Source organism: Brevibacillus fluminis, from assembly GCF_052072235.1.
GTDB classification, from domain to species: Bacteria; Bacillota; Bacilli; order Brevibacillales; family Brevibacillaceae; genus Brevibacillus_D; species Brevibacillus_D fluminis_A.
On record NZ_CM125436.1, the window covers coordinates 4918231 to 4937529 of the forward strand.

Annotated in this window: 16 protein-coding genes, 1 pseudogene and 1 riboswitch; of the genes and pseudogenes, 3 read left to right on the plus strand and 14 right to left on the minus strand. The window is 53.4% G+C overall.

What is annotated here, in order from left to right; genetic code table 11:
• Positions 1-34: 34 nt before the first annotated feature.
• From ACTID9_RS24170 to ACTID9_RS24205, 8 genes are all read right to left on the minus strand, one after another.
• On the minus strand, positions 35-2728 hold the full coding sequence (locus ACTID9_RS24170; RefSeq protein ID WP_441067484.1) for an ATP-binding protein: 2694 nt from the start codon (positions 2726-2728) through the stop codon (positions 35-37).
• Positions 2729-2899: 171 nt separating this feature from the next.
• Complete coding sequence (locus tag ACTID9_RS24175; protein WP_441067486.1) at positions 2900-3502, minus strand: TetR family transcriptional regulator; 603 nt, start codon at positions 3500-3502, stop codon at positions 2900-2902.
• Positions 3503-3679: 177 nt separating this feature from the next.
• Positions 3680-4753, minus strand: a complete 1074-nt coding sequence (locus ACTID9_RS24180; protein WP_441067488.1) for a sulfate/molybdate ABC transporter ATP-binding protein — start codon at positions 4751-4753, stop codon at positions 3680-3682.
• Positions 4750-5628, minus strand: a complete 879-nt coding sequence (gene cysW / locus ACTID9_RS24185) for a sulfate ABC transporter permease subunit CysW (RefSeq protein ID WP_441067490.1) — start codon at positions 5626-5628, stop codon at positions 4750-4752. Before cysW ends, ACTID9_RS24180 begins: the two co-directional genes overlap by 4 nt.
• A 13-nt stretch (positions 5629-5641) precedes the next feature.
• Positions 5642-6478 (minus strand): sulfate ABC transporter permease subunit CysT, encoded by an 837-nt coding sequence (gene cysT, locus ACTID9_RS24190; RefSeq protein WP_441067492.1) that lies wholly within the window; start codon positions 6476-6478, stop codon positions 5642-5644.
• 21 nt (positions 6479-6499) lie between these two features.
• Positions 6500-7525 carry a sulfate ABC transporter substrate-binding protein gene (locus ACTID9_RS24195; RefSeq protein ID WP_441072725.1) on the minus strand — a complete coding sequence of 342 codons (1026 nt, stop codon included), beginning with the start codon at positions 7523-7525 and terminating at the stop codon, positions 6500-6502.
• Positions 7526-7729: 204 nt separating this feature from the next.
• A complete protein-coding gene (locus tag ACTID9_RS24200) occupies positions 7730-7924 on the minus strand; it encodes a YezD family protein (protein WP_441067494.1) in 195 nt (64 codons plus the stop codon).
• A complete protein-coding gene (locus tag ACTID9_RS24205) occupies positions 7908-8357 on the minus strand; it encodes an RrF2 family transcriptional regulator (RefSeq protein ID WP_441067496.1) in 450 nt (149 codons plus the stop codon). The genes ACTID9_RS24200 and ACTID9_RS24205 overlap by 17 nt, the downstream gene beginning before the upstream one ends.
• 381 nt (positions 8358-8738) lie before the next feature.
• On the opposite strand from ACTID9_RS24205, the gene ACTID9_RS24210 reads away from it, so the two are divergent.
• Positions 8739-9536 (plus strand): ABC transporter ATP-binding protein, encoded by a 798-nt coding sequence (locus ACTID9_RS24210; protein WP_441067498.1) that lies wholly within the window; start codon positions 8739-8741, stop codon positions 9534-9536.
• Here the strand turns inward: ACTID9_RS24210 and ACTID9_RS24215 are convergent.
• The 5 genes from ACTID9_RS24215 to ilvA form a co-directional block, all read right to left on the minus strand.
• Positions 9501-10763: an MFS transporter gene (locus ACTID9_RS24215; protein ID WP_441067500.1), complete on the minus strand. Its 1263-nt coding sequence runs from the start codon at positions 10761-10763 to the stop codon at positions 9501-9503. The two genes, ACTID9_RS24210 and ACTID9_RS24215, sit on opposite strands and share 36 nt — an antisense overlap.
• Positions 10764-11024: 261 nt before the next feature.
• Positions 11025-12278 carry an exosporium glycoprotein BclB-related protein gene (locus ACTID9_RS24220; protein WP_441067502.1) on the minus strand — a complete coding sequence of 418 codons (1254 nt, stop codon included), beginning with the start codon at positions 12276-12278 and terminating at the stop codon, positions 11025-11027.
• 217 nt (positions 12279-12495) lie between these two features.
• A complete protein-coding gene (locus tag ACTID9_RS24225; protein WP_441067504.1) occupies positions 12496-13224 on the minus strand; it encodes a copper homeostasis protein CutC in 729 nt (242 codons plus the stop codon).
• Positions 13225-13357: 133 nt separating this feature from the next.
• Entirely contained in the window at positions 13358-14611 is a 1254-nt protein-coding gene (locus ACTID9_RS24230) for a GNAT family N-acetyltransferase (RefSeq protein ID WP_441067506.1), read from the minus strand.
• Between the two features lie 79 nt (positions 14612-14690).
• Positions 14691-15968: a threonine ammonia-lyase IlvA gene (gene ilvA / locus ACTID9_RS24235; RefSeq protein WP_441067508.1), complete on the minus strand. Its 1278-nt coding sequence runs from the start codon at positions 15966-15968 to the stop codon at positions 14691-14693.
• A 139-nt stretch (positions 15969-16107) separates the two neighbouring features.
• Between ilvA and ACTID9_RS24240 the strand changes: the two are divergent.
• Positions 16108-16803: pseudogene (locus ACTID9_RS24240) on the plus strand (polyphosphate kinase 2 family protein); the annotation flags it as partial.
• Between the two features lie 127 nt (positions 16804-16930).
• The gene (locus ACTID9_RS24245) at positions 16931-17533 is read left to right on the plus strand and encodes a DapH/DapD/GlmU-related protein (protein WP_441067510.1); all 603 of its coding nucleotides are present in this window, start codon (positions 16931-16933) and stop codon (positions 17531-17533) included.
• Positions 17534-17781: 248 nt separating this feature from the next.
• Here ACTID9_RS24245 and ACTID9_RS24250 read toward each other — a convergent pair whose 3' ends face one another.
• Positions 17782-19077: a protoglobin domain-containing protein gene (locus ACTID9_RS24250; protein WP_441067512.1), complete on the minus strand. Its 1296-nt coding sequence runs from the start codon at positions 19075-19077 to the stop codon at positions 17782-17784.
• A gap of 123 nt (positions 19078-19200) precedes the next feature.
• Positions 19201-19283, minus strand: a riboswitch (cyclic di-GMP riboswitch).
• Positions 19284-19299: the final 16 nt, after the last annotated feature.

A 19299-nucleotide genomic window follows, 5' to 3' on the forward strand; every position in this document is an offset into this window, starting at 1 on the left:
CACTCACGAATAAACCCCTCTTTTCGTCCTATCATCAAAGGTTGTTCTCAATAGGAAGCCATTCTGCAATCAAAGCCAACAGTTCGTTCACCTTGATTGGTTTGCTGATAAACGCGGAGGCTCCAGCTCTCAGACACATCTCTTTGTCTTCCTCACTCGCTTTCGCTGTAAGCGCGATGATCGGCAAATCGCGATATGCCGCATCGGAGCGAATGGCACGAATCGCCTGCACCCCATCCATTTCCGGCATCATGATATCAATCAGGACGAGATCGACGTCAGGTGACTGCCGCAGCCGTTCGATCCCGTCACGCCCATTCTCCGCAAAGAGGACTTTCATCTGGCATCCTTCCAACGCTGTCGCAAGCGCAAACACATTCCGCACATCATCATCGACGATCAGCACTTGCCTGTTTTCAAGCATTGGCAACCGGGTGCCGGGCAGCTCAGGCGCAATGGGCAAATAGCTGCTGGCAACCTCGGCATGCGCAACCAGCGGGGTAGCGGAAGCGAGCTTGTCCGTCACGAGCGGAAGTACAAGCGTAAACGTGCTGCCAACCCCTTCCTCACTCTCCACGTGGAGGTAGCCGCCCAATAGATGGGCGATTTCCCTGCTGATGCTGAGCCCAAGGCCGGTTCCGCCATATTTGCGGCTTGTCGTGCCATCCGCTTGACGAAACGCTTCAAAAATGAGCGCCTGCTTCTCTTTGGCGATTCCGATCCCTGTATCCCGGACCTCAATCGCAAGCATCGGCTTCTCCTGCTCCTCACCGGTTTGGTAAAACCTCATGTGGACGCTGCCTTTTTCCGTGAACTTGAACGCGTTGGAGAGCAGGTTCCGCAAAATTTGCTGCAGCCGCTGTTCATCGGTGTAAATCGTGTCAGCAAGCTTTTCATCGATCGTGATGGCAAACCCGATACCTTTTTGATTCGCCACCGGGACGAATTGGCGTTCCAAAAACGTCTGCACATCCGCCAGAAACACTTCGCTCGAAAACAGCTCCATTTTGCCCGACTCGACTTTCGACAAATCCAGCACCTCATTGATCAGGCGAAGCAAGTCATTTCCTGAGGAATAAATCGTATGGGCATACTCAACTTGCGTAGGCGTGAGATTATTCTCTTTGTTTTCTGACAAAATATGCGCCAATATCAGCATGCTGTTCAGCGGTGTACGCAGCTCATGCGACATGTTGGCCAAAAATTCCGATTTGTACTGCGAGCTGATCAGCACTTGCTGGGCTTTTTCCTCCAGCGCAAACTTTACTTTCTCCAGTTCCCTAGATTTCTGCTCGGAATGCTCAAATTGCAGGGCGAGCTGTTCGTTGGTGCTTTTCAGCTCCTCCTTTTGCCTCTGGAGTTCCTCGGACCGCGTCTGCAGCTGTTCGGTCAAAAGCTGCGAATCGTTCAGCAGTTTTTCGATTTTCATGTACACATCGACACTGTTGATGGTGATTCCCAGATTGCCCAGCACTTGATCCAGCAGCTTCAGGTGAAGCGAGTCGAAGCTTTGGAACGTTGCCAGCTCGACAACCGCCATGACCTCCCCCTCAAACAGCACAGGAACAACCATGAGGAAGTTCGGCAAGCCTTTGCCCAGCCCTGACGTGATCTGGATATAATCGCTCGGGAGCTGGTTGATTTGGATCATGCGTTTCTCCAGGGCGGATTGTCCGACCAGTCCTTCTCCCAGACGGAATTCTTGCCGCTCGGTCTTGAACTCCATCGCAGCGTATGCGGCCAGTCTGACGAAACGTTGCTCCTCGCCGCTTCCCTGCTTCAGGTAGAACACCCCGAAGCCGGCGCCGACCAGCGGCGTAATTTTGGTGATGAACAGGTGTGCCAATGCTTGCAAATCATGGACGCCTTGGTACATCGAGCTGAACTCGGCGATCTTGGTTTTCAGCCAGTTCTGTTCCTGCAGCACTTCCTTGTATTCCTTTTCCTGCTTGGCATGTTCCTCCATCGATGCGGCGATCTGGTTGAAGGCGCTCGCGATCTTGCCGATTTCATCGTTAGAGGTCACTTCAATCCGCGGAAACGACCCTTGCACGCCATAATTTCCTTTTGTGATCACTTTGGTGACCTTGTTGAGGCTGCTCGTGATGCTCCGCAAAATCCAGATCGTGATGATCGTACCGACCATTGCGGTCACGACGACAAGGGCTGTCAACAGTTCAATCGTCGAACCGAACGCCTTGATATTCCCATCGAGCGTCTCGTCCATGCTGTCTTCCAGAGCGCTTTGAAAATCTTTAAGCCCTTGCATCAGGATGGTGCGCTTCGGAATGACTTGCATGGTCTGCAGCTGGGTGGCCAAAAACGTATTGTCCGAATTGATCGCCTGAATGGCTTCCTCCGCGACCCGATTGTACGATTCGAACAGGATCGTATTTTTGTATAAAAGCTGTTTCAGTTCCTCCAGCACGATCCGCTTTTCCAGTGTCGCCAGGATGGTCGCCGCATTGATGCTTGCATTTTGATACTCTTCCACTTCGTTATCGCGCTTGTTTCTTGGTGCTATATACAGATTATTCAGATGATTGCTCATCGACTGGATTTCGTTGCCAAGCGCCGTCGCCAGCTTTACCTTCTCATAACGGTCGATTACGACATGGCTCATCACATTTTTCATATCGATCAGGATGTTTTGGATAATGCCCAGACCGAGAACAAGCATCAGTAGGATTGAACCAAATCCTAAGTACAGTTTGGTTTTGATTTTCATCCGCATTTTCCTCTCCTGCCAAGGATCATCCCACCTGAAAACGATACAGGTACATTCTACAAATATGACAAAAAACCTTTTTTCGCGTCGAATCTGCAAGAATGGCGGATCAGAATTTGTACAATTCCAATCCGCCTTCTATAACAGCGGCGCCTGGTCCGCAGCAATCCGTTATTCACGCAGTAACTTCACAAACGCGTCGGTGATCTTTTGCTCGTCCAGCTCTTCCTTGTAAAAGACATGGTGCATGATACAACCGTCCCAGAACGCATTCAACATTCTTGATTTCGACTCTATGTCAATTTCTTCGGACACCTGTCCGTTCTCTTTCAGCTTCTCCAGCAATTGTTTGATCTCAGCGATCCAGTTTGCGTAAAGCTCGATATATTTCGCCTGGATCAGCCCGCTGCGTTTGGACTGGATGAAAAAGTCCATATAGACCAAAATCCATTCCGGCGACTGCGTCACAAACGCAATCGACGCCTTGACGACGGACGACACCGCTTCATGCAGCGTCATGGCCTCTCCCCGCGCCTTGGAAACCGCCGCCATCATCGATTCCCGGCTTTCAGTGCGATGGTCCATCAAATGCAAAAAGAACTGCTCTTTGCTTTCAAAGTGGACGTAAAACGCCCCCTTTGTGTACCCTGCACGACTGACCACGTCATCAATCGAAGAGGCGGAATATCCTCGCTCGCAAAGTACCTCAATACCTGCCTGAATCAGGTTGGCATAGGTCGCTTCCCTTTTTAGTTGAAATTTATTTTTCTTCAAAATGTTCACTCCGGTGTGATTTGTTTTTCAACTATTGTAGTCCAGATCACACTTTTACCTCAATAGCCATTCTTGATTTTCAGGAAAAAAGTGAAAATATTGGATTGCCGGCAGACGGAGTGAACCTGATTTTCCCGAAAAAAAGAGCACCCCTTTCGTTCAAGGAGTGCTCTTCATTCAGGCATCCGCGTGTATCGAACGGGCGCCGTACACGGCAGGAGAAGCATTGACACAGCGCTGCTTCGGTTCCTTTTCCCCGAATATAACCACATCGTTTAACTGGGCGTAGACCGTCTCCCCAAGCTTGAGATCCAATTGGTGAAACCGCTCGATGCCAAGCTCAGCTTCCAACAGCTCCTCCTTGTCGGGCCGGGCCAGCTCGAGACGCACGATCGGCCCGATTGCATGGATGTGCGTAATAATCGACGGGACGCTTTTGTGATCAACCGCGTGCTTCGCCAGCTTTACCTCGTGCGGGCGAATATAGCCGATCGGCGCGTCTGCAGCGAACGGTTCGGTTTGCACCTGATTCACCCTGCCCAAAAAGCGGTACACGAATTCGTTGGCAGGCTGATGGTAAATTTCCTGCGGCGTGCCGACCTGCTCGATCCGCCCCTTGTTCATGACCACGACCCGATCAGCCAGCTCCATCGCTTCCTCCTGATCGTGCGTGACAAACACGCTGGTGATCGACAAGCTTTTTTGCAGTAGCCGCAGCCAGCGGCGCAAATCCAGGCGCACCTTGGCGTCGAGAGCGCCAAACGGTTCATCCAGCAGCAGCACGGACGGCTCGATCGCAAGCGCTCGCGCCAGCGCGATCCGCTGTCTCTGTCCCCCGGACAGCTGTGCCGGATATCTGTCGCCGAGCCCTTCCAACTGCACCAGCTTGAGCAAATGTTCGACGCGCTGGCGGATTTCCGCCTTGCCCGGGCGGCTTTTGCGCGGTCGCACCTTCAGGCCGAACGCGATATTGTCAAAGATGGTCATATGCTTGAACAGGGCATAGTGCTGGAACACAAATCCGACATTGCGCTCCCCCGTGCTTTTTTCGGTCACATCGGTGTCATCGAACCAAATCTGCCCCTCTCCCACAGCCTCCAAGCCGGCGATGGCGCGCAGCAGGGAGGTTTTGCCCGAGCCGGACGGACCCAAGAGCGCGATCAGCTCCCCTTTTTGGATTTGCAAGCTGACATCCTGCAAGGCAGCGAATGCCCCGTAGTTCATGGAAATTTGCCTTATCTCGATACTCATGGATGAATCCTCCCCGATTGCTTGTTTTTCCATTCCACGATATTTTTGATGACCAGGGTCACCAAAGCCAAGATGGTTAAGAGAGAGGCTGCCGCAAATGCAGCGGCAAAGTTGTATTCGTTGTACAAAATTTCTACCTGCAGCGGAAGCGTGTTGGTCTGCCCGCGAATATGACCGGACACGACCGATACCGCCCCGAATTCGCCCATCGCCCGCGCGTTGCACAGGATGATGCCGTAGAGCAAGCCCCATTTGATATTGGGTAGCGTCACCCGAAAAAAGGTTTGCCAGCCGCTGGCGCCAAGCGAAAGCGCCGCTTCCTCCTCTTCGCTGCCTTGCGTCTGCATCACCGCGATAAGCTCGCGGGCAACGAACGGAAAGGTGACGAACGTTGTAGCCAGAACGATGCCGGGAACGGCGAAGATGATTTTCAGGTCGTGGTCGGCAAGCCAAGGCCCAAAGAAGCCTTGCGCCCCAAACAAAAGGACAAAGATCAAGCCGGAGATAACCGGCGAGACGGCATACGGCAGATCAATCAGCGTAATCAGCAGGTTTTTTCCTCTGAACTCGAATTTGGTGATCGCCCACGCGGCTGCGACTCCGAACACGACGTTGAGCGGCACCGTAAGCCCCGCCGTGAGCAGCGTCAGCTTGATCGCGCTGACCACATCCGCATCGACAATCGACTGGACGTACATCTCCCCGCCTTTTTGAAACGCCTCCCCGAACACAAGGATCAGCGGCACGATCAGGAAAAAAGCGAGAAACAGCAGCGCGACCGCGATCAGCCCCCATTTGACAAGGGAGCCTCCCGATTCGCTACGCGAGATGGCGGCCGCTCTCGGTACAGCATTCGTTGCGATTTGTTCACTCATATGTCAGCTCCCCCTATCCCACCAAATGTCGTTTTCCGCTTTTCCATTGCAGCACATTGATGACAAGCAGCATGACAAACGAAATCACCAGCATGACCGCCGCAATCGCCGTCGCTCCGGCATAATCGAATTGCTCCAGCTTGGTCATGATGAGGAGTGGCGCGATCTCCGTTTTCATCGGCATGTTGCCCGAGATGAACACGACCGAGCCGTACTCTCCGATCGCCCGGGCAAAGGCGAGCGTGAATCCGGTCAAAAGCGCAGGCAGCACATTGGGAAAAATGACGCGCCGGAACGTAACCCAGCGGCTGGCTCCAAGTGTGTGCGCGGCCTCTTCCATTTGCCGGTCCGCTTCCAGGAGGACCGGTTGAACGGTCCTCACCACAAACGGCAGCCCGATGAAAATCAGGGCGAACACGATGCCAAGCGGCGTGAAAGCGATTTTGATGCCCAGCGCCTCCGCATACTGACCGATCCAGCCATTTTGCGAATAAATCGTCGTCAACGCGATCCCCGCCACGGCGGTCGGCAGGGCAAACGGCAGATCAATCAGGCCATCGACCAGCTTTTTCAACGGAAACTCATAGCGGGCCAGCACCCATGCCAGGATAAACCCGAAGACGCAGTTGACCAGCGCAGCGCCGAACGCAGCAGAAAAGCTCAACCAATAGGCGGCGAGGACGCGCTCGCTGAAAATCGTGGCGACAAAGCCGGACCAGCCGATTGTCGCCGCTTTGCCAAACAGGAAAAAAAGCGGGATCAAAATGAGAAGACTTACGTAAATCAACGTATACCCCAGCGTCAGGCCAAAACCCGGCAGAACGCTGCGCCGCACTCCCTTACCATTCATGTTGACTCATCTCCTGGCGTGCTATGGCTTATAAATTTGATCGAAAACGCCGTTATCGGCGAAATGGGTGGCTTGCACTTTTTTCCAGCCCCCAAACAGCTCATCGATGGTAAACAATTCGATTTTCGGGAACTGGGACGCGTATTTGTCCGCTACCGATTTCAAGCGTGGGCGGTAAAAATTTTTGGCTTCGATCTCCTGGCCTTCTTCGGAATAGAGGAAATCGAGATACGCTTTCGCCACTTCGTCCGTACCGTGTTTCTCCACGTTTTTGTCTACGATGGCGACAGGCGGCTCTGCCAGGATGCTGATTGACGGCACGACAATATCAAGCTTATCTTTGCCCAGCTCATTGACGGCGAGGAACGCTTCGTTTTCCCATGCGATCAGCACGTCGCCGATGCCCCGCTCCACGAATGTCGTCGTTGCCCCGCGCGCGCCGGAATCGAGCACCGGCACATTCTTCAACAGCTTCGCGACGAATTCTTTCGCCTTTGCTTCATCGCCGTTGTTTTTCTTCAAGGCGTATCCCCATGCGGCAAGATAGTTCCACCGTGCGCCCCCGGATGTTTTCGGGTTGGGCGTAATGACGGACACGCCCGGTTTGACCAGATCGTCCCAGTCTTTAATGCCTTTCGGGTTGCCTTTGCGCACCAAAAAGACGATTGTGGATGTGTAAGGCGCGCTGTTTTCTTTCCATTTTGATTGCCAATCGGCAGGCAGCAAGCCTTTTTCCGCGATGGCATCGATATCGTAGGCGAGCGCCAGCGTCACCACGTCAGCTTCCAGACCATCGATGACCGAGCGCGATTGCTTGCCGGAGCCGCCGTGGGATTGCTTGATCGTCACGGTCTGGCCTGTTTTTGCCTTCCATTCGGCAGAAAATTTCTCGTTGATCTCTTGATAAAGCTCCCGGGTCGGGTCGTAGGAGACGTTCAACAGCTCTACGGCCGGCTTTTCTGCCGGAGCGGATGCGCCCGCATTGCTTGCGCCTGCGCTGCCCTCTTTTGCAGGCTCCGTACTGCTTCCGGCTCCGCACCCAGCCATGCTGATGACCAGACCACCTGTTACTGCAAAAGCTCCGATTTTCTTACTCCATGCGGTAAAACGATTCACAAACAAACCCTCCTTTTTTTCTCTGTAAACAAGGGAACGATTAGAAAAAGAAAAAGCTCCCGCAACCTGCCCAAAAAGAGTTGGCCAAGTCAGTGGGAGCCTTCGGTGGTCCGATCGGCTGCGTTTTTCATTTTTCTAGGAAATTCTTGTCGTGTTGCCGGTTTTCGCTTGCGCTTTTTCCAATGGAAAGCGATGCTTTTCCGTCCGGTCAATCTGAATGACCTGCGAATCGTGCACGACGATCTGCACGGAGCCGAACTCCAGCCCTTCCAATGCTCGCAATATTCGGACGACTAATTCTTGATTTTGGTCTTCAGCTTTCTTTGACAAGCTCCTTCACTCCCTCTATGCCTTTCAAGTTTCGCTTCACCAGATCGTCGAGAGTCGTCTGGTCCAGAACGAATGAAACCGTGTCTCGCACCAATGTCCAGAGCGGTTTCAGCATACATTCGGCTTCGAGGGGACACTGTTCGTAAGCGGTGACGCTGGCGCAGTTCATGGGAGCCAGCGGGCCTTCCAGACGCCTGATCACGTCCCCGATGTTGATCTCGGAGGGCGATTGCCGCAGTGCATAGCCGCCTTTTACACCACGCCTGCTTTTTACATACCCTAAATTTTTCAGCTGCAGCATGATTTGTTCAAGATAGCTGAATGGCACCAGCGTTTTTTCCGCAATCGCGGAGATTGGCAGCACCGCACCGTTCTGCTGCGCCAATGAGAGAAGGGCACGCAACGCATACTCTCCTCTGCTTGATACCTTCAAGTGGCTCCCTCCAATCCTGAGAACCTTGACATTGATAGTCAAGATTTAATCGGCAATGCACAATGCTTGTGGACGGATCTGGTAACAGATGATGAATTCTATTCCATAACTATAATGCCAATTATTCCGATTAGTCAACTGTGTTTTTAGATAATTCGCATTCATCTTTCCTTTTCCATTCAAGCATTTTTTGCTGCCCATACCGTGGGTGGGCATTTTCCCTATACTGTATGCAGCATGTATTTCGCCTGACCTTTGTCTGGTTCCCCGTCAAGAAAATTGGGCACTGGCATTTCACCAAGTAAACTACTACAATAAGTCACAAACCTAAAACTGAATGTTGCGACTAAACGAAAATGAGAGAGACAGGGGAGGACAAGTATGACAATCTCAATGAAACATGTGACATGGGTACGCGAAGGCGGCACCGTGATCCTCAATGACGTGAACTGGGACGTAAAACCCGGCGAACATTGGGCGCTCGTCGGGCTGAACGGTTCAGGCAAAACGACGCTGCTTAACATGATCAACGGCTATCTGTGGCCGACGCGCGGTGAGATCAGCGTGCTTGGGCAGCGATTCGGCACAGTTGATTTGCGCGAGCTGCGGAAATCGATCGGCTGGGTCAGCTCCAGCCTGCAGCAAAAGCTGTATGGCAGCGATACGGGGCTGGAAATCGTGGTAAGCGGTCGGCTGGGCACGATCGGCGTGCATGACAAACCGACGGAAGATGATCTGGATGAGGCGCGGAAGCTGTTGGAATCGCTGAAATGCAGCTATTTGGCAAACCGGCCCTATCAGCATTGCTCGGAGGGGGAGCGCCAGCGGCTGCTGATCGCCCGCGCCCTGATTTCCAAACCAAAGCTTTTGATTCTCGATGAACCGTGCAACGGCCTTGATATTTTCGCGCGGGAGCAATTGCTCGCAACGGTCGAGGAAATCACCAAACAGCCCGATGCGCCAACCTTGCTTTTTGTGACGCATCATATTGAAGAGATTTTGCCGACGATCAAGCATGCCCTGCTGCTGCGCAATGGCGAAGTGTTCGGCGCCGGCCGAACGACTGAACTGCTCACATCGGAACAGCTCTCCCAGTTTTTCGGAACGAGCGTAACTGTGGAATGGCGCAACAATCGTCCCTGGCTACAGCTTGAGTTTGATCAGATTACGATTCGCTAACACGCTTACGCAGCACAAAAGCGCAAACACGCCCCCGGACGCGATCAGCGTGCCCGCGCCAAACATGGCGGCCAGCGGTCCGATCAGCAAGCTGGCAATCGGCAAAAATAGGACGCTGATGGTGGTCACCGCTGCGAATACCGCCGCTTGCTGATCCTTTGGCACCGTCGTCTGGATGATGACCATCTCGGGTACATTGATGGCCGTCATCGTCATGCCAAACACCATGCTGCACAACACGAGTGCCCATGTCCACGGAAACGCGCCGAGGCCGATGACGGCGATGCTTTCAACGGCGGCTGCGCCGACGAATAATGCTCCCTGACGCTTGACGCTCACTTTGGCGAGCATGAAGCCGACCAGCAAAGCCCCGAACGCCTGACTGCCCTGCAGTATGGCAAACAGTGCCGCCTCACCGTGCAGTTCGCTTTGGACATAGACCGCAAGCAGTGTGAGAAGCGGAGCGATCCCGATATTTTCAAATGCGAAAAACCATGCCATCGCATGAATCGCCCGATGCTGCCCAAGCACGCGAAAACCTTGGCGCAAATTTTGCCAATAACCGGACAGGCCCCCGCTCGCCTGTTCGGTTTTTTTGTTCAATTGCGCGAGCGCATCATCCGTACGTTCAGCCGGAACGTGAATAAACAGAAGCAATAGTGCGGACAAGCAAAGCAATGCTGCGGTGATGACCAAGGTCGTCGCAGCGGAAAGCAGGCTCACCATCATGCCTGCCCCGGCCAATCCAAGCAGCCGGACCATCTGATTGGCCGACTGGAGCAGCGCATTCCCCTTTTGCACCTGATCGGCTGAGACGATTCGCGGCAGAAGGGAAACCGAGGCCGGGTTATAGATTGCTCCGCAGGCGGATTGCAGAAATGCCGACACGAAAAACAGCCATAATGGTGGCTGGCCCGTCAAATGGGCGAGCGGCACGACCAAAATCAGCAGTGCCCGGATCGCATCGGATGAAAACATCCAGTGGGTCACTTTCCCTTTTGCCAGAAACGGGCTTGCCAACACGCCGAAAAACAGGATCGGCAAAAGATTGGACACATACAGAAGCGTGGTGCTGGTGGCATCCCCTCCGCTTTCCAGCAGCAGCCAGATAAAAGCGATGGCGGCAAACTGGTCCGCGGTCACTTTCAAGATGGTGGAAGAGAACAAGAGGAGAAATCGGCGGTGCCAGATGCTCTCGGCAACGACGGCTTGCAATTGATTGGTCATGGAAAGACAGCTCCCGTTCACTTATTAGGTTATTATCTAATTAGATTATTAACTAATTTATTGTGGAGCGTCAACTGGCAAAACGGTTAATTGGGGCGCTTTGCGTATCCGGGCCGTTATGGATATAAGCAAAACTTCTTTCTCTTTCAAGAAGCAGGCCCTTCGATCTGTGGAGCCGCGAACCGGGGCATCGAAGTCTTGTGTGTACAGAGAAAAAACGCCAGCATCAAAGCTGACGTTTTCCCTTTTGCTGCTCTTCGATTAGCTGATTGCGACGCCACCACTTGCGTAGCCGTCTACTGTATTGATCAGGCTCACACCTGCTGCCGTTGCAGAGAAGACTAGTAACAGACGTGTTCCTGCCGTTACAGGAATTGACAGCCCTGTCGTAAGTCCACTGCTAATCGTTCCAGCTGCAAGAACTCCCGTTAATGCTGGAGCCAACGTCACCACAGCGCCCGGAATTGGCGTAAACGTATTGTTAGGTGTCGTCGAGCTGTAGAGCTGTGCTGTAATCGTTACTGTCGTTCCCACAAGGCTTAATGCTAGCGTCGTACTGAAGTAGCCAGCCATCGACGTAATCGTACCATCCCGCGGTACGGAGAACGCCATGTTGAGAAGCAAACCTGGCCCGCCTGCGAGATCAATCGTTCCACCTACAAGCGAAACGCCGGTTGCCGAGTTACCAAAACCGATCAGGCTGCCCGTTCCAACCAATCCACCCGCAATGGTCGTCAAAGACCCTGGTAAACCAGATGCAAACGGGATAATTGCGCTCGATCCCGTAGGACCGGTTGCTCCCGTCGGACCTGTCGCACCGGTTGGACCCGTTGCACCTGTTGGACCTGTTGGACCTGTTGGACCCGTCGCACCATCAGCACCTGTTGGACCCGTTGGACCTGTCGCACCTGCCACACCTGCTGCTCCCGTCGGACCCGTCGGACCCGTCGGACCCGTCGGACCCGTCGCTCCTGCCAGACCTGCTGCTCCCGTCGGACCGGTTGGACCTGTCGCACCGTCAGCACCTGTTGGACCCGTTGGACCTGGCAGACCTGCTGTTCCGGCTGCTCCTGCCGCACCCGTTGGACCCGTTGGACCCGTCGGACCGGTTGCCCCCGTCGGACCTGTCACTGTGCTCGCCGCACCAGTAGGACCCGTTGGACCGGTGGGACCTGTAGCTCCGGTCGGACCTGTCACTGTACTGGCTGCTCCAGTAGGACCGGTTGCTCCCGTTGGACCGGTGGGACCCGTAGCTCCAGTAGGACCTGTCACTGTGCTGGCTGCTCCCGTTGGACCCGTTGGACCGGTTGGACCTGTAGACCCGGTCGGACCTGTCACTGTGCTGGCTGCTCCCGTTGGACCGGTTGGGCCGGTTGGACCCGTAGCTCCGGTCGGACCTGTCACTGTGCTAGCCGCTCCCGTTGGACCGCTGGGACCCGTTGGACCCATTGCTCCCGTCGGGCCAGTCGGGCCCGTCGGACCTGTTGCTCCACCTAAACCAAAATAGTTTGACACAATCTTACCTCCTTTGCACAAGCATATTGCATACTATGAGCGAGTGAAAAAGTGGTTTTCAACGCTTGACCATTTTTGCAAGAAAAGTGTTTTCGCCCTCGCATTTCCTGACTTTTTCAATAGAGATTCCTGATCGCTAGAATGACAGTGAACACAAAAGAGAGCAGTCAGTAGACATCGCTTTGACTGCTCTCCTCCGACGATTTGCGCACTTCCTTTACCCCAACCGTTCCTTTAGCTCCCGAATTCTCCCCGGATCAATCGGCAAAAGCGACTTGCCATCCACCCGCACACCGCTGCCAAAGTGCACCTCCGTAACACCCGTCGCCCCGGCAAAACCTTGCACGGTATCAAGCGTCAGACCGCTTCCCGCCAAAATCGTCAGATGAGTCCCTCGCGTCCGCTCCACGAGGCGAGCCATCTGATCGACCGCATCCAGGGCACTTTTTTGCCCGCCGGAGGTGAGAATCCTCGTCACCTGCGGATACGCCAGCAGCGTATCCAACGCCTCATCCAAATCGGCCGCATCATCAAACGCCCGGTGAAACGTCACCGCCAACTCCCCGTTTGCGGCCTCCAGCAGCCGCTCCAGAGCAGCCGTATCCACTTTCCGCTCAGCCGTGAGCGCTCCAATGACGATGCCCGCCGCCCCGATTTCGCGGATGCGTGCGATGTCGTTGCACATCGTCTGAATGTCGTCACGGTCATAATGAAACGATTGGCTGTGCGGCCGCACCATCACCATGACCGGGATGTCAACGGCCCGCACCGTCTCCTCGATCAACCCGTAGCTTGGCGTAAGTCCTCCTTCCAAAATGCCTGTGACCAGCTCAAGCCGGTCCGCTCCGCCCTGAATCGCAAGCCTCGCATCGGTCAATGTCGTCGTAATCACTTCTACCAGCATTCTTGCCCACTCCCTCTCGCCTGTCACAGTTCCTTCTATCATGTTTTCCTTTGTTTCCTATTCGTTTGCAATCGCATGCGGCTTTTCCTTCTGACTGATGAAAATTCCTTACGCCTGCATGTAAAAAACCCCCAGGCTCGTCTGCCCGAGGGTTCACCCGCTCCACTCCTGTCGGTTAAAACGGGGTCGTGCACAGCGGCTTTTCACATGCGCCGAACAGCTTGCCCAGCGTCTCGACATATGCGCTGTCCGACACGCGCACCAAGCCATAGCGCATCAGCTGGCGAAAGGGCACGGCACCGACGAGCAAGGAGGAAAAATCGGAAATATCCAACTCGATCTCGACATCATGCGCGTCCTGCTCGCTCACCGTCGCTGCCCCGTTATTGAATGCAACGATCGTGCTTCCGTGATTTTCCGGCAAAAAGCTGTCCTGCACCGTTATTTTGACCGTGCAGGTCTGACCGCCGAAATCGTGTCCGGCCAAATCGCGGAATATTCCTTTGACGTCCAGCACCCGATACATGATACCGACACCGGAAACATGGCTTTCATGATAAACGGATGGCAGCATCCGCCCGCTTTCATTGCGCGGGTCCGACAGCAGCTGATGGAACGTGTCGTCCTGCGTGTTGTAAATGATCCGCTGCACCTGATCGGCTTGGCTGCGCAAAAAGGCAATCAGCCCGGTATAAGCTTCCGGGGTTTCGGCAAAGAGTTCCTTCACCACCAAATGGTTGAAGATGAAATTTTCTTCATGCCCACGTTTGAACAGAAACGTCAGATACCCCGTCAGCTTGCCGTCCTCGCGATAGCCCACTGCGATCGTTTCCGGCGAAGCAAAGGTTCCCCGCTGTTCATACGTTGTGCGCTGAATCATCCCATTTGTCTTGGCGGCCTGCCGATTGTACAGCTCGACCATCTCCGGCAGGTCATCGGCCTTGAGGAAGGAACACCGCGATTTGTCCCCGGTTTTCGGCAAGCTCGTCGGAAGGAACCGGTACTGATGCATTTTCGTCCCCGGTCCGAATCCCATCTGCTTGTAAAAATCAACCCGGAACGGATAGAGCATGGCCATGTTGACCCCTCGCTCCAAGTAGTGTTGCAAATAGTAGGTAAGCATCTCCTTCGCCACTTTTTCCTTCTTGTGCAGCAAGTCTACACAAACGAAGCCGATTCCGCCCGCCTGGACAGGAACCGTCAGCAGCGTCAGATCAAAGTCAAAAAACTTCATGCCGCCAATCATCTGCTCGTCTTCAAACAGCCCGTAAAACCGGCAGATCGCATCCTCCTCCATCGAGGTCGCAATCCGCTTTTTCAAATCGCCCCGAGCTTGCTCGGAGAACGAATTCATGCCTGGATAAGCGTTTACCGCCAACCCGACAAAAGCATCCACCTCTGTCGGACCTAATTCACGAATCGTACGCATAACAGTACCCCCTTCCGTCTTCTGCCATTATTGTAGCATTATTCAGTAAAATAATCTTTATCGATTTGAAAATTTTCTATCAAATCAGCAAATTGAACAAATCCGGGTCTTTGTTGATTTCGACATAGTGGAATCCTTTTTTGTTCAACCGTTCCACAAGCGGTTCGTAATCTTCCTTGTATTTCAATTCGATGCCGACCAGTGCCGGACCGTTTTCCTTGTTGTTTTTCTTCGTATATTCAAAGCGGGTGATGTCGTCATTCGGCCCCAGCACATCGTCCAGGAACTCGCGCAATGCCCCGGCACGCTGCGGAAAATTCACGATGAAATAGTGTTTGAGTCCTTCATAAATCATCGAGCGCTCTTTGATTTCCTGCATCCGCTCGATGTCGTTGTTTCCGCCGCTGATGATGCAGACGACCGTCTTCCCTTTGATCTGATCCCGATACAGATCGAGAGCAGCCACCGCCAAAGACCCGGCCGGTTCGACGACGATCGCATTTTCGTTGTACAGCTCAAGGATTGTCGTGCACGCTTTCCCTTCCGGCACAAGCACGATGTCATCCAGCACTTCCTTGCAAATCTCAAAATTGAGCTGTCCAACCTTTTTCACAGCCGCCCCGTCGACGAAAGTATCGATGGTATCAAGCACGACTACCTGATCCCGGGCGAGCGACTCTTTCATGCCCGGCGCGCCGGTAGGCTCGACCCCGATGATTTTGGTTGCGGGACTGATGCTCTTCAGATAGGACCCTACGCCCGAAATCAGGCCGCCGCCACCAATGCCGGCGAACACGTAGTCGATCGGCTCGTCCATCTCGTTCATGATTTCCAATCCGAGCGTCGCTTGTCCGACAACCGTGCGATAGTCGTCAAACGGATGAATGAACGACATCTCATGCTCGTCGCAATAGCTTTTCGCCCGTTTGAACGAGTCGTCGAACGTATCGCCTGTCAAAATCACCTCGACAAATGGCCCGCCATATCGATTCACCTGCGTAATTTTTTGGCGCGGGGTCGTCGTCGGCATGAAAATCTTCCCGTATATTTTCAGCAGTTTGCAGGAAAGAGCCACGCCTTGCGCATGATTGCCCGCGCTGGCACACACGACTCCTCGTTCCCGCTCTACTTGCGTCAATCCTTGAATCAGATTGTAGGCACCTCTGATTTTGAATGATCTGACAATTTGCAAATCCTCGCGCTTCAGATACACATTGCATTCATAGCGGTTGGAGAGGACTTCGTTGTACTGCAGCGGCGTTTTGTTCAATACTTCCTTCAAAGCTTGATTGGCGATGATGACGTCCTGCACCTGGACACTGTTGGTTTGTTCGTTGCTCACTTGTACTTTGCTCATGTTCCTTGCCCTTCTTTAATAGATTCGGATTTTGGTTATTTGCCTATTGTAGCAGATTCTCTTTACTCGCGTGTATTCATTTGCTATCTTCGCTTTATGGTAGAATTTATTAAAAACAGAGAAGAAAAGGAGATTTGTCATGATTTTGTCATCTCTTGATCTAACGAAAAAGCTGGATGCGAATGAATACAATGAACAGCTGGAAGAGTATCAACTCAAACTTCTGCGCCTGCAGCGCAAGTTATATGAAAAGGAAATTCCGCTGATCTTGGTCTTCGAGGGATGGGATGCGTCCGGTAAAGGCGGCGCGATCAAGCGCGTCACCGAATCGCTCGATCCCCGCGGCTTCCAGGTTCATCCGATCGCGGCCCCTTCCACAGATGAGCTGAAGCATCATTACATGTGGCGTTTTTGGACCCGGTTTCCCCAAAAAGGCGCGATCGGCATTTTCGACCGTTCCTGGTATGGCCGTGTGCTGGTGGAGCGCGTCGAAGGGTTCGCCAAGCCGGAAGAATGGCAGCGCGCCTATGACGAAATCAACCACACGGAAAAAATGCTGAACGACGACGGCGCCTACATACTCAAATTTTGGCTGCACATCTCTGCCGAAGAACAGCTGAAGCGATTCAAGGAACGGGAAAACAATCCGCTGAAAAACTGGAAAATCACCAAGGAAGACTGGCGCAACCGTGAAAAACGCCCCGAGTACGAAGAAGCCGTGGAAGAGATGATCCGCAAAACCCATTCGCCGTTTGCACCGTGGCACCTGATCGAAGCCGAAAACAAAAAATACGCACGCATCAAAATATTAAAAACGATCGTGCATACATTGGAATAATGAGCCAGGATTGCCCCTCTTTCGCTTTCGGCGGGCAATCTTTTTTATACATAAGAGCAACCGCGGCTTAAGCCAAAGGCATGGCGCAGCCAGGTTTTCTACCATCCAAAGGAGGTCGGGGGCGTTGAGCAGATACGTGATGGATCACACAGCCAGACTGGGGGCCCATTGCCAGATCGGATACCACGTCATCATCCACAACGACGTGGTCATCGGTGATCATGTCTCGATTGCTGACACGGCAATCGTATTCGCCCAAACCAAAATCGGCGCGGGCTGCCACATCGGTCCCAGCTGCGCGCTCGGCAAGCTCCCTTTCACCGCCACTTCCTCGCTCCCTCCGCTTCAACTCGCCCATGACGTCAAGGTCGGGGCCGGCGTCATTCTCCATGCCGGCAGCCACATCGAGGAAGGCGCCTGGGTCGACGATCTATCCGTCGTCGGCGACTCCGTCACAATCGGCGCGCATTCCCGGATCGGCCGTGCCGTCACCATCGAAGGAAATGCCTCCATCGGGCAGCGCGTCGTCATTCAATCCGGCGCGCATCTTTCGGAAGGAATCACGCTTGCAGACGATGTCGAGATCGGCGCCAACGCGACGCTGTTTCCGGGCATTCGGGTCGGTGCCAAGGCCCACATCGGCGCAGGCGCGGTCGTCATGCACGATGTCGGCGCAGGCAAAATCATGGTCGCATCCCCTGCGCAAAAAAACGGGAGCATCCCCTGAAACTCACCATTCAAAAACCAGGCTGCGCGCTTTGGCTTACGCCGCGATTAAGAAAAACTTCTTTCAGAAGCCCATTCTAGAAGCAGATCCTTCGATCTGTGGAAGTTTTTACCGACGCGATGCTGGAAGTGACGCTGAGGTACTCCGTCTTCCGCTCCAGAATTTATAAGCGCGCGCACTTATAAATTCTTACACGATGAAAAAAGAACCTTGCCTCCTCCTTGCAGTCGGGAAAGGTTCTTTTACGTCTATATTTTTTGCGCGGTCGTATTCAAAATATCCGCTGACATCGCGACCTTGTCCGAGGCCATGCCGATTTCATCGATGCTTCGGACCAAAATCTTCATCTCCGCTTCCACGCGATCGATCTGCGCGATGCTCTCCTGTATGGAGCTGACGATCTGATCAAACGCCCGCCGCGTCGCCTCGGACTCTTTCAACCCGTTGCTCACCAGCGATTGCACGTTGTTGATCGACTTGACGACAGACTGCGTATACTGGCTGGTTTCTCCGATCAGACTGGAAATTTGCTTGACGGAAACCTGCGTCTGCTCCGACAGCTTGCGCACCTCGCCCGCAACGACCGAGAAGCCTTTGCCGTGCTCCCCTGCCCGCGCCGCCTCAATCGCGGAATTGAGCGCCAGCAGATTGGTTTGCTGCGCGATCTGCTGTACGATCTGGATGACGTTCTTGATTTGCTCTGCGGAGCGATTCAGCTTGGTCACCGTTTCCTCCATCTCTTCCGTACTTTGATGGATCGTGCTGATGCGCGCTTCCAGCTCTTTGACCTGCTCTTGCCCACGATAGGCGTAATCTTTCGTTTCTTTCGACTTTTCCGTACTATACATCACGATCCGGTTGACTTCCGAGCTGTTGGCCATCAGCTCCTCGATCGATGCCGTCGTCTGTTCGGTCAACGCAGCCAATTCCTCGCTGATGGAGCCGATCTTGTCTTTCAGTTCGGCTTTGACGATTTCATATTGCTTTGTGCGCAGGCGGATGTTTTCCTTTTCATACGCTTCGAGCACGATTTGCTGTTCGAAATTGAGGATTTTGGTAATCACCCTGCTTGCCTGCACGTACTCTTCCAACGCCAAATGTTGATGGGCGGTATCGATCAGCGCCGCTTGCAAATTTTGAAATGCGCCCATATACCATTTGGGCTCAAGGCCGATTTGCACATGGCGGTCTGCCACGCGGATGCGCTTGTCCAAAAAGTCGCGATCGATCTTTCCGCTGAACATTTCGATCAGGTGGGCTTGCAGCGTCTTTTTCAATCGGTCGATCGTGCTGTGTTTTTGGATCAGTTCATGAAGCAGCGGAACCTCCAGCACAGACTGGTAAAATGCCTCGACAATCCCGTCGCTATTCGCCATGATGAAGGGTTGAAGCGCTTTGCAGATCAACAGTTCCTCTTCGGTGAGATCGATCATTTTCATCTGCTGGACATGCTCATCGTCATCAAGTGCAATTTCGACAGCATGCTTCTTTTTCAGCTCATTCACAACCAATGCAATGTGATTTTCCGGCAGTCTTTTTTTCATAAATGGAAATAATCGATGAAAAGGACCCTTGCTCATACGTTCGATACACCCCGCACATTTTAGTAGCATTAAATACCATTTCCACTGTCCAATTGGTAAAAACGTCAAAAAAACCGGCCCAACAAAATCGTTGGCCGGTCGCACTACTTGCTCCAAACCGCCCAAGTGCCCAGGATAGAGGCGGTTTCTCATAGCATTCCATATATGGTATTAGGTTTAGCT

Excerpts from the sequence above, each read along its gene's own strand:
- ACTID9_RS24215 (WP_441067500.1), bottom strand. The coding sequence starts at position 10,763 with ATGACCAATCAATTGCAAGCCGTCGTTGCCGAGAGCATCTGGCACCGC.
- ACTID9_RS24170 (WP_441067484.1), bottom strand. The coding sequence starts at position 2,728 with ATGAAAATCAAAACCAAACTGTACTTAGGATTTGGTTCAATCCTACTG.
- ACTID9_RS24230 (WP_441067506.1), bottom strand. The coding sequence starts at position 14,611 with ATGCGTACGATTCGTGAATTAGGTCCGACAGAGGTGGATGCTTTTGTC.
- ACTID9_RS24250 (WP_441067512.1), bottom strand. The coding sequence starts at position 19,077 with ATGAAAAAAAGACTGCCGGAAAATCACATTGCATTGGTTGTGAATGAG.
- ACTID9_RS24225 (WP_441067504.1), bottom strand. The coding sequence starts at position 13,224 with ATGATAGAAGGAACTGTGACAGGCGAGAGGGAGTGGGCAAGAATGCTG.
- ACTID9_RS24210 (WP_441067498.1), top strand. The coding sequence starts at position 8,739 with ATGACAATCTCAATGAAACATGTGACATGGGTACGCGAAGGCGGCACC.
- ilvA (WP_441067508.1), bottom strand. The coding sequence starts at position 15,968 with ATGAGCAAAGTACAAGTGAGCAACGAACAAACCAACAGTGTCCAGGTG.
- ACTID9_RS24195 (WP_441072725.1), bottom strand. The coding sequence starts at position 7,525 with ATGGCTGGGTGCGGAGCCGGAAGCAGTACGGAGCCTGCAAAAGAGGGC.
- ACTID9_RS24180 (WP_441067488.1), bottom strand. The coding sequence starts at position 4,753 with ATGAGTATCGAGATAAGGCAAATTTCCATGAACTACGGGGCATTCGCT.
- cysW (WP_441067490.1), bottom strand. The coding sequence starts at position 5,628 with ATGAGTGAACAAATCGCAACGAATGCTGTACCGAGAGCGGCCGCCATC.
- cysT (WP_441067492.1), bottom strand. The coding sequence starts at position 6,478 with ATGAATGGTAAGGGAGTGCGGCGCAGCGTTCTGCCGGGTTTTGGCCTG.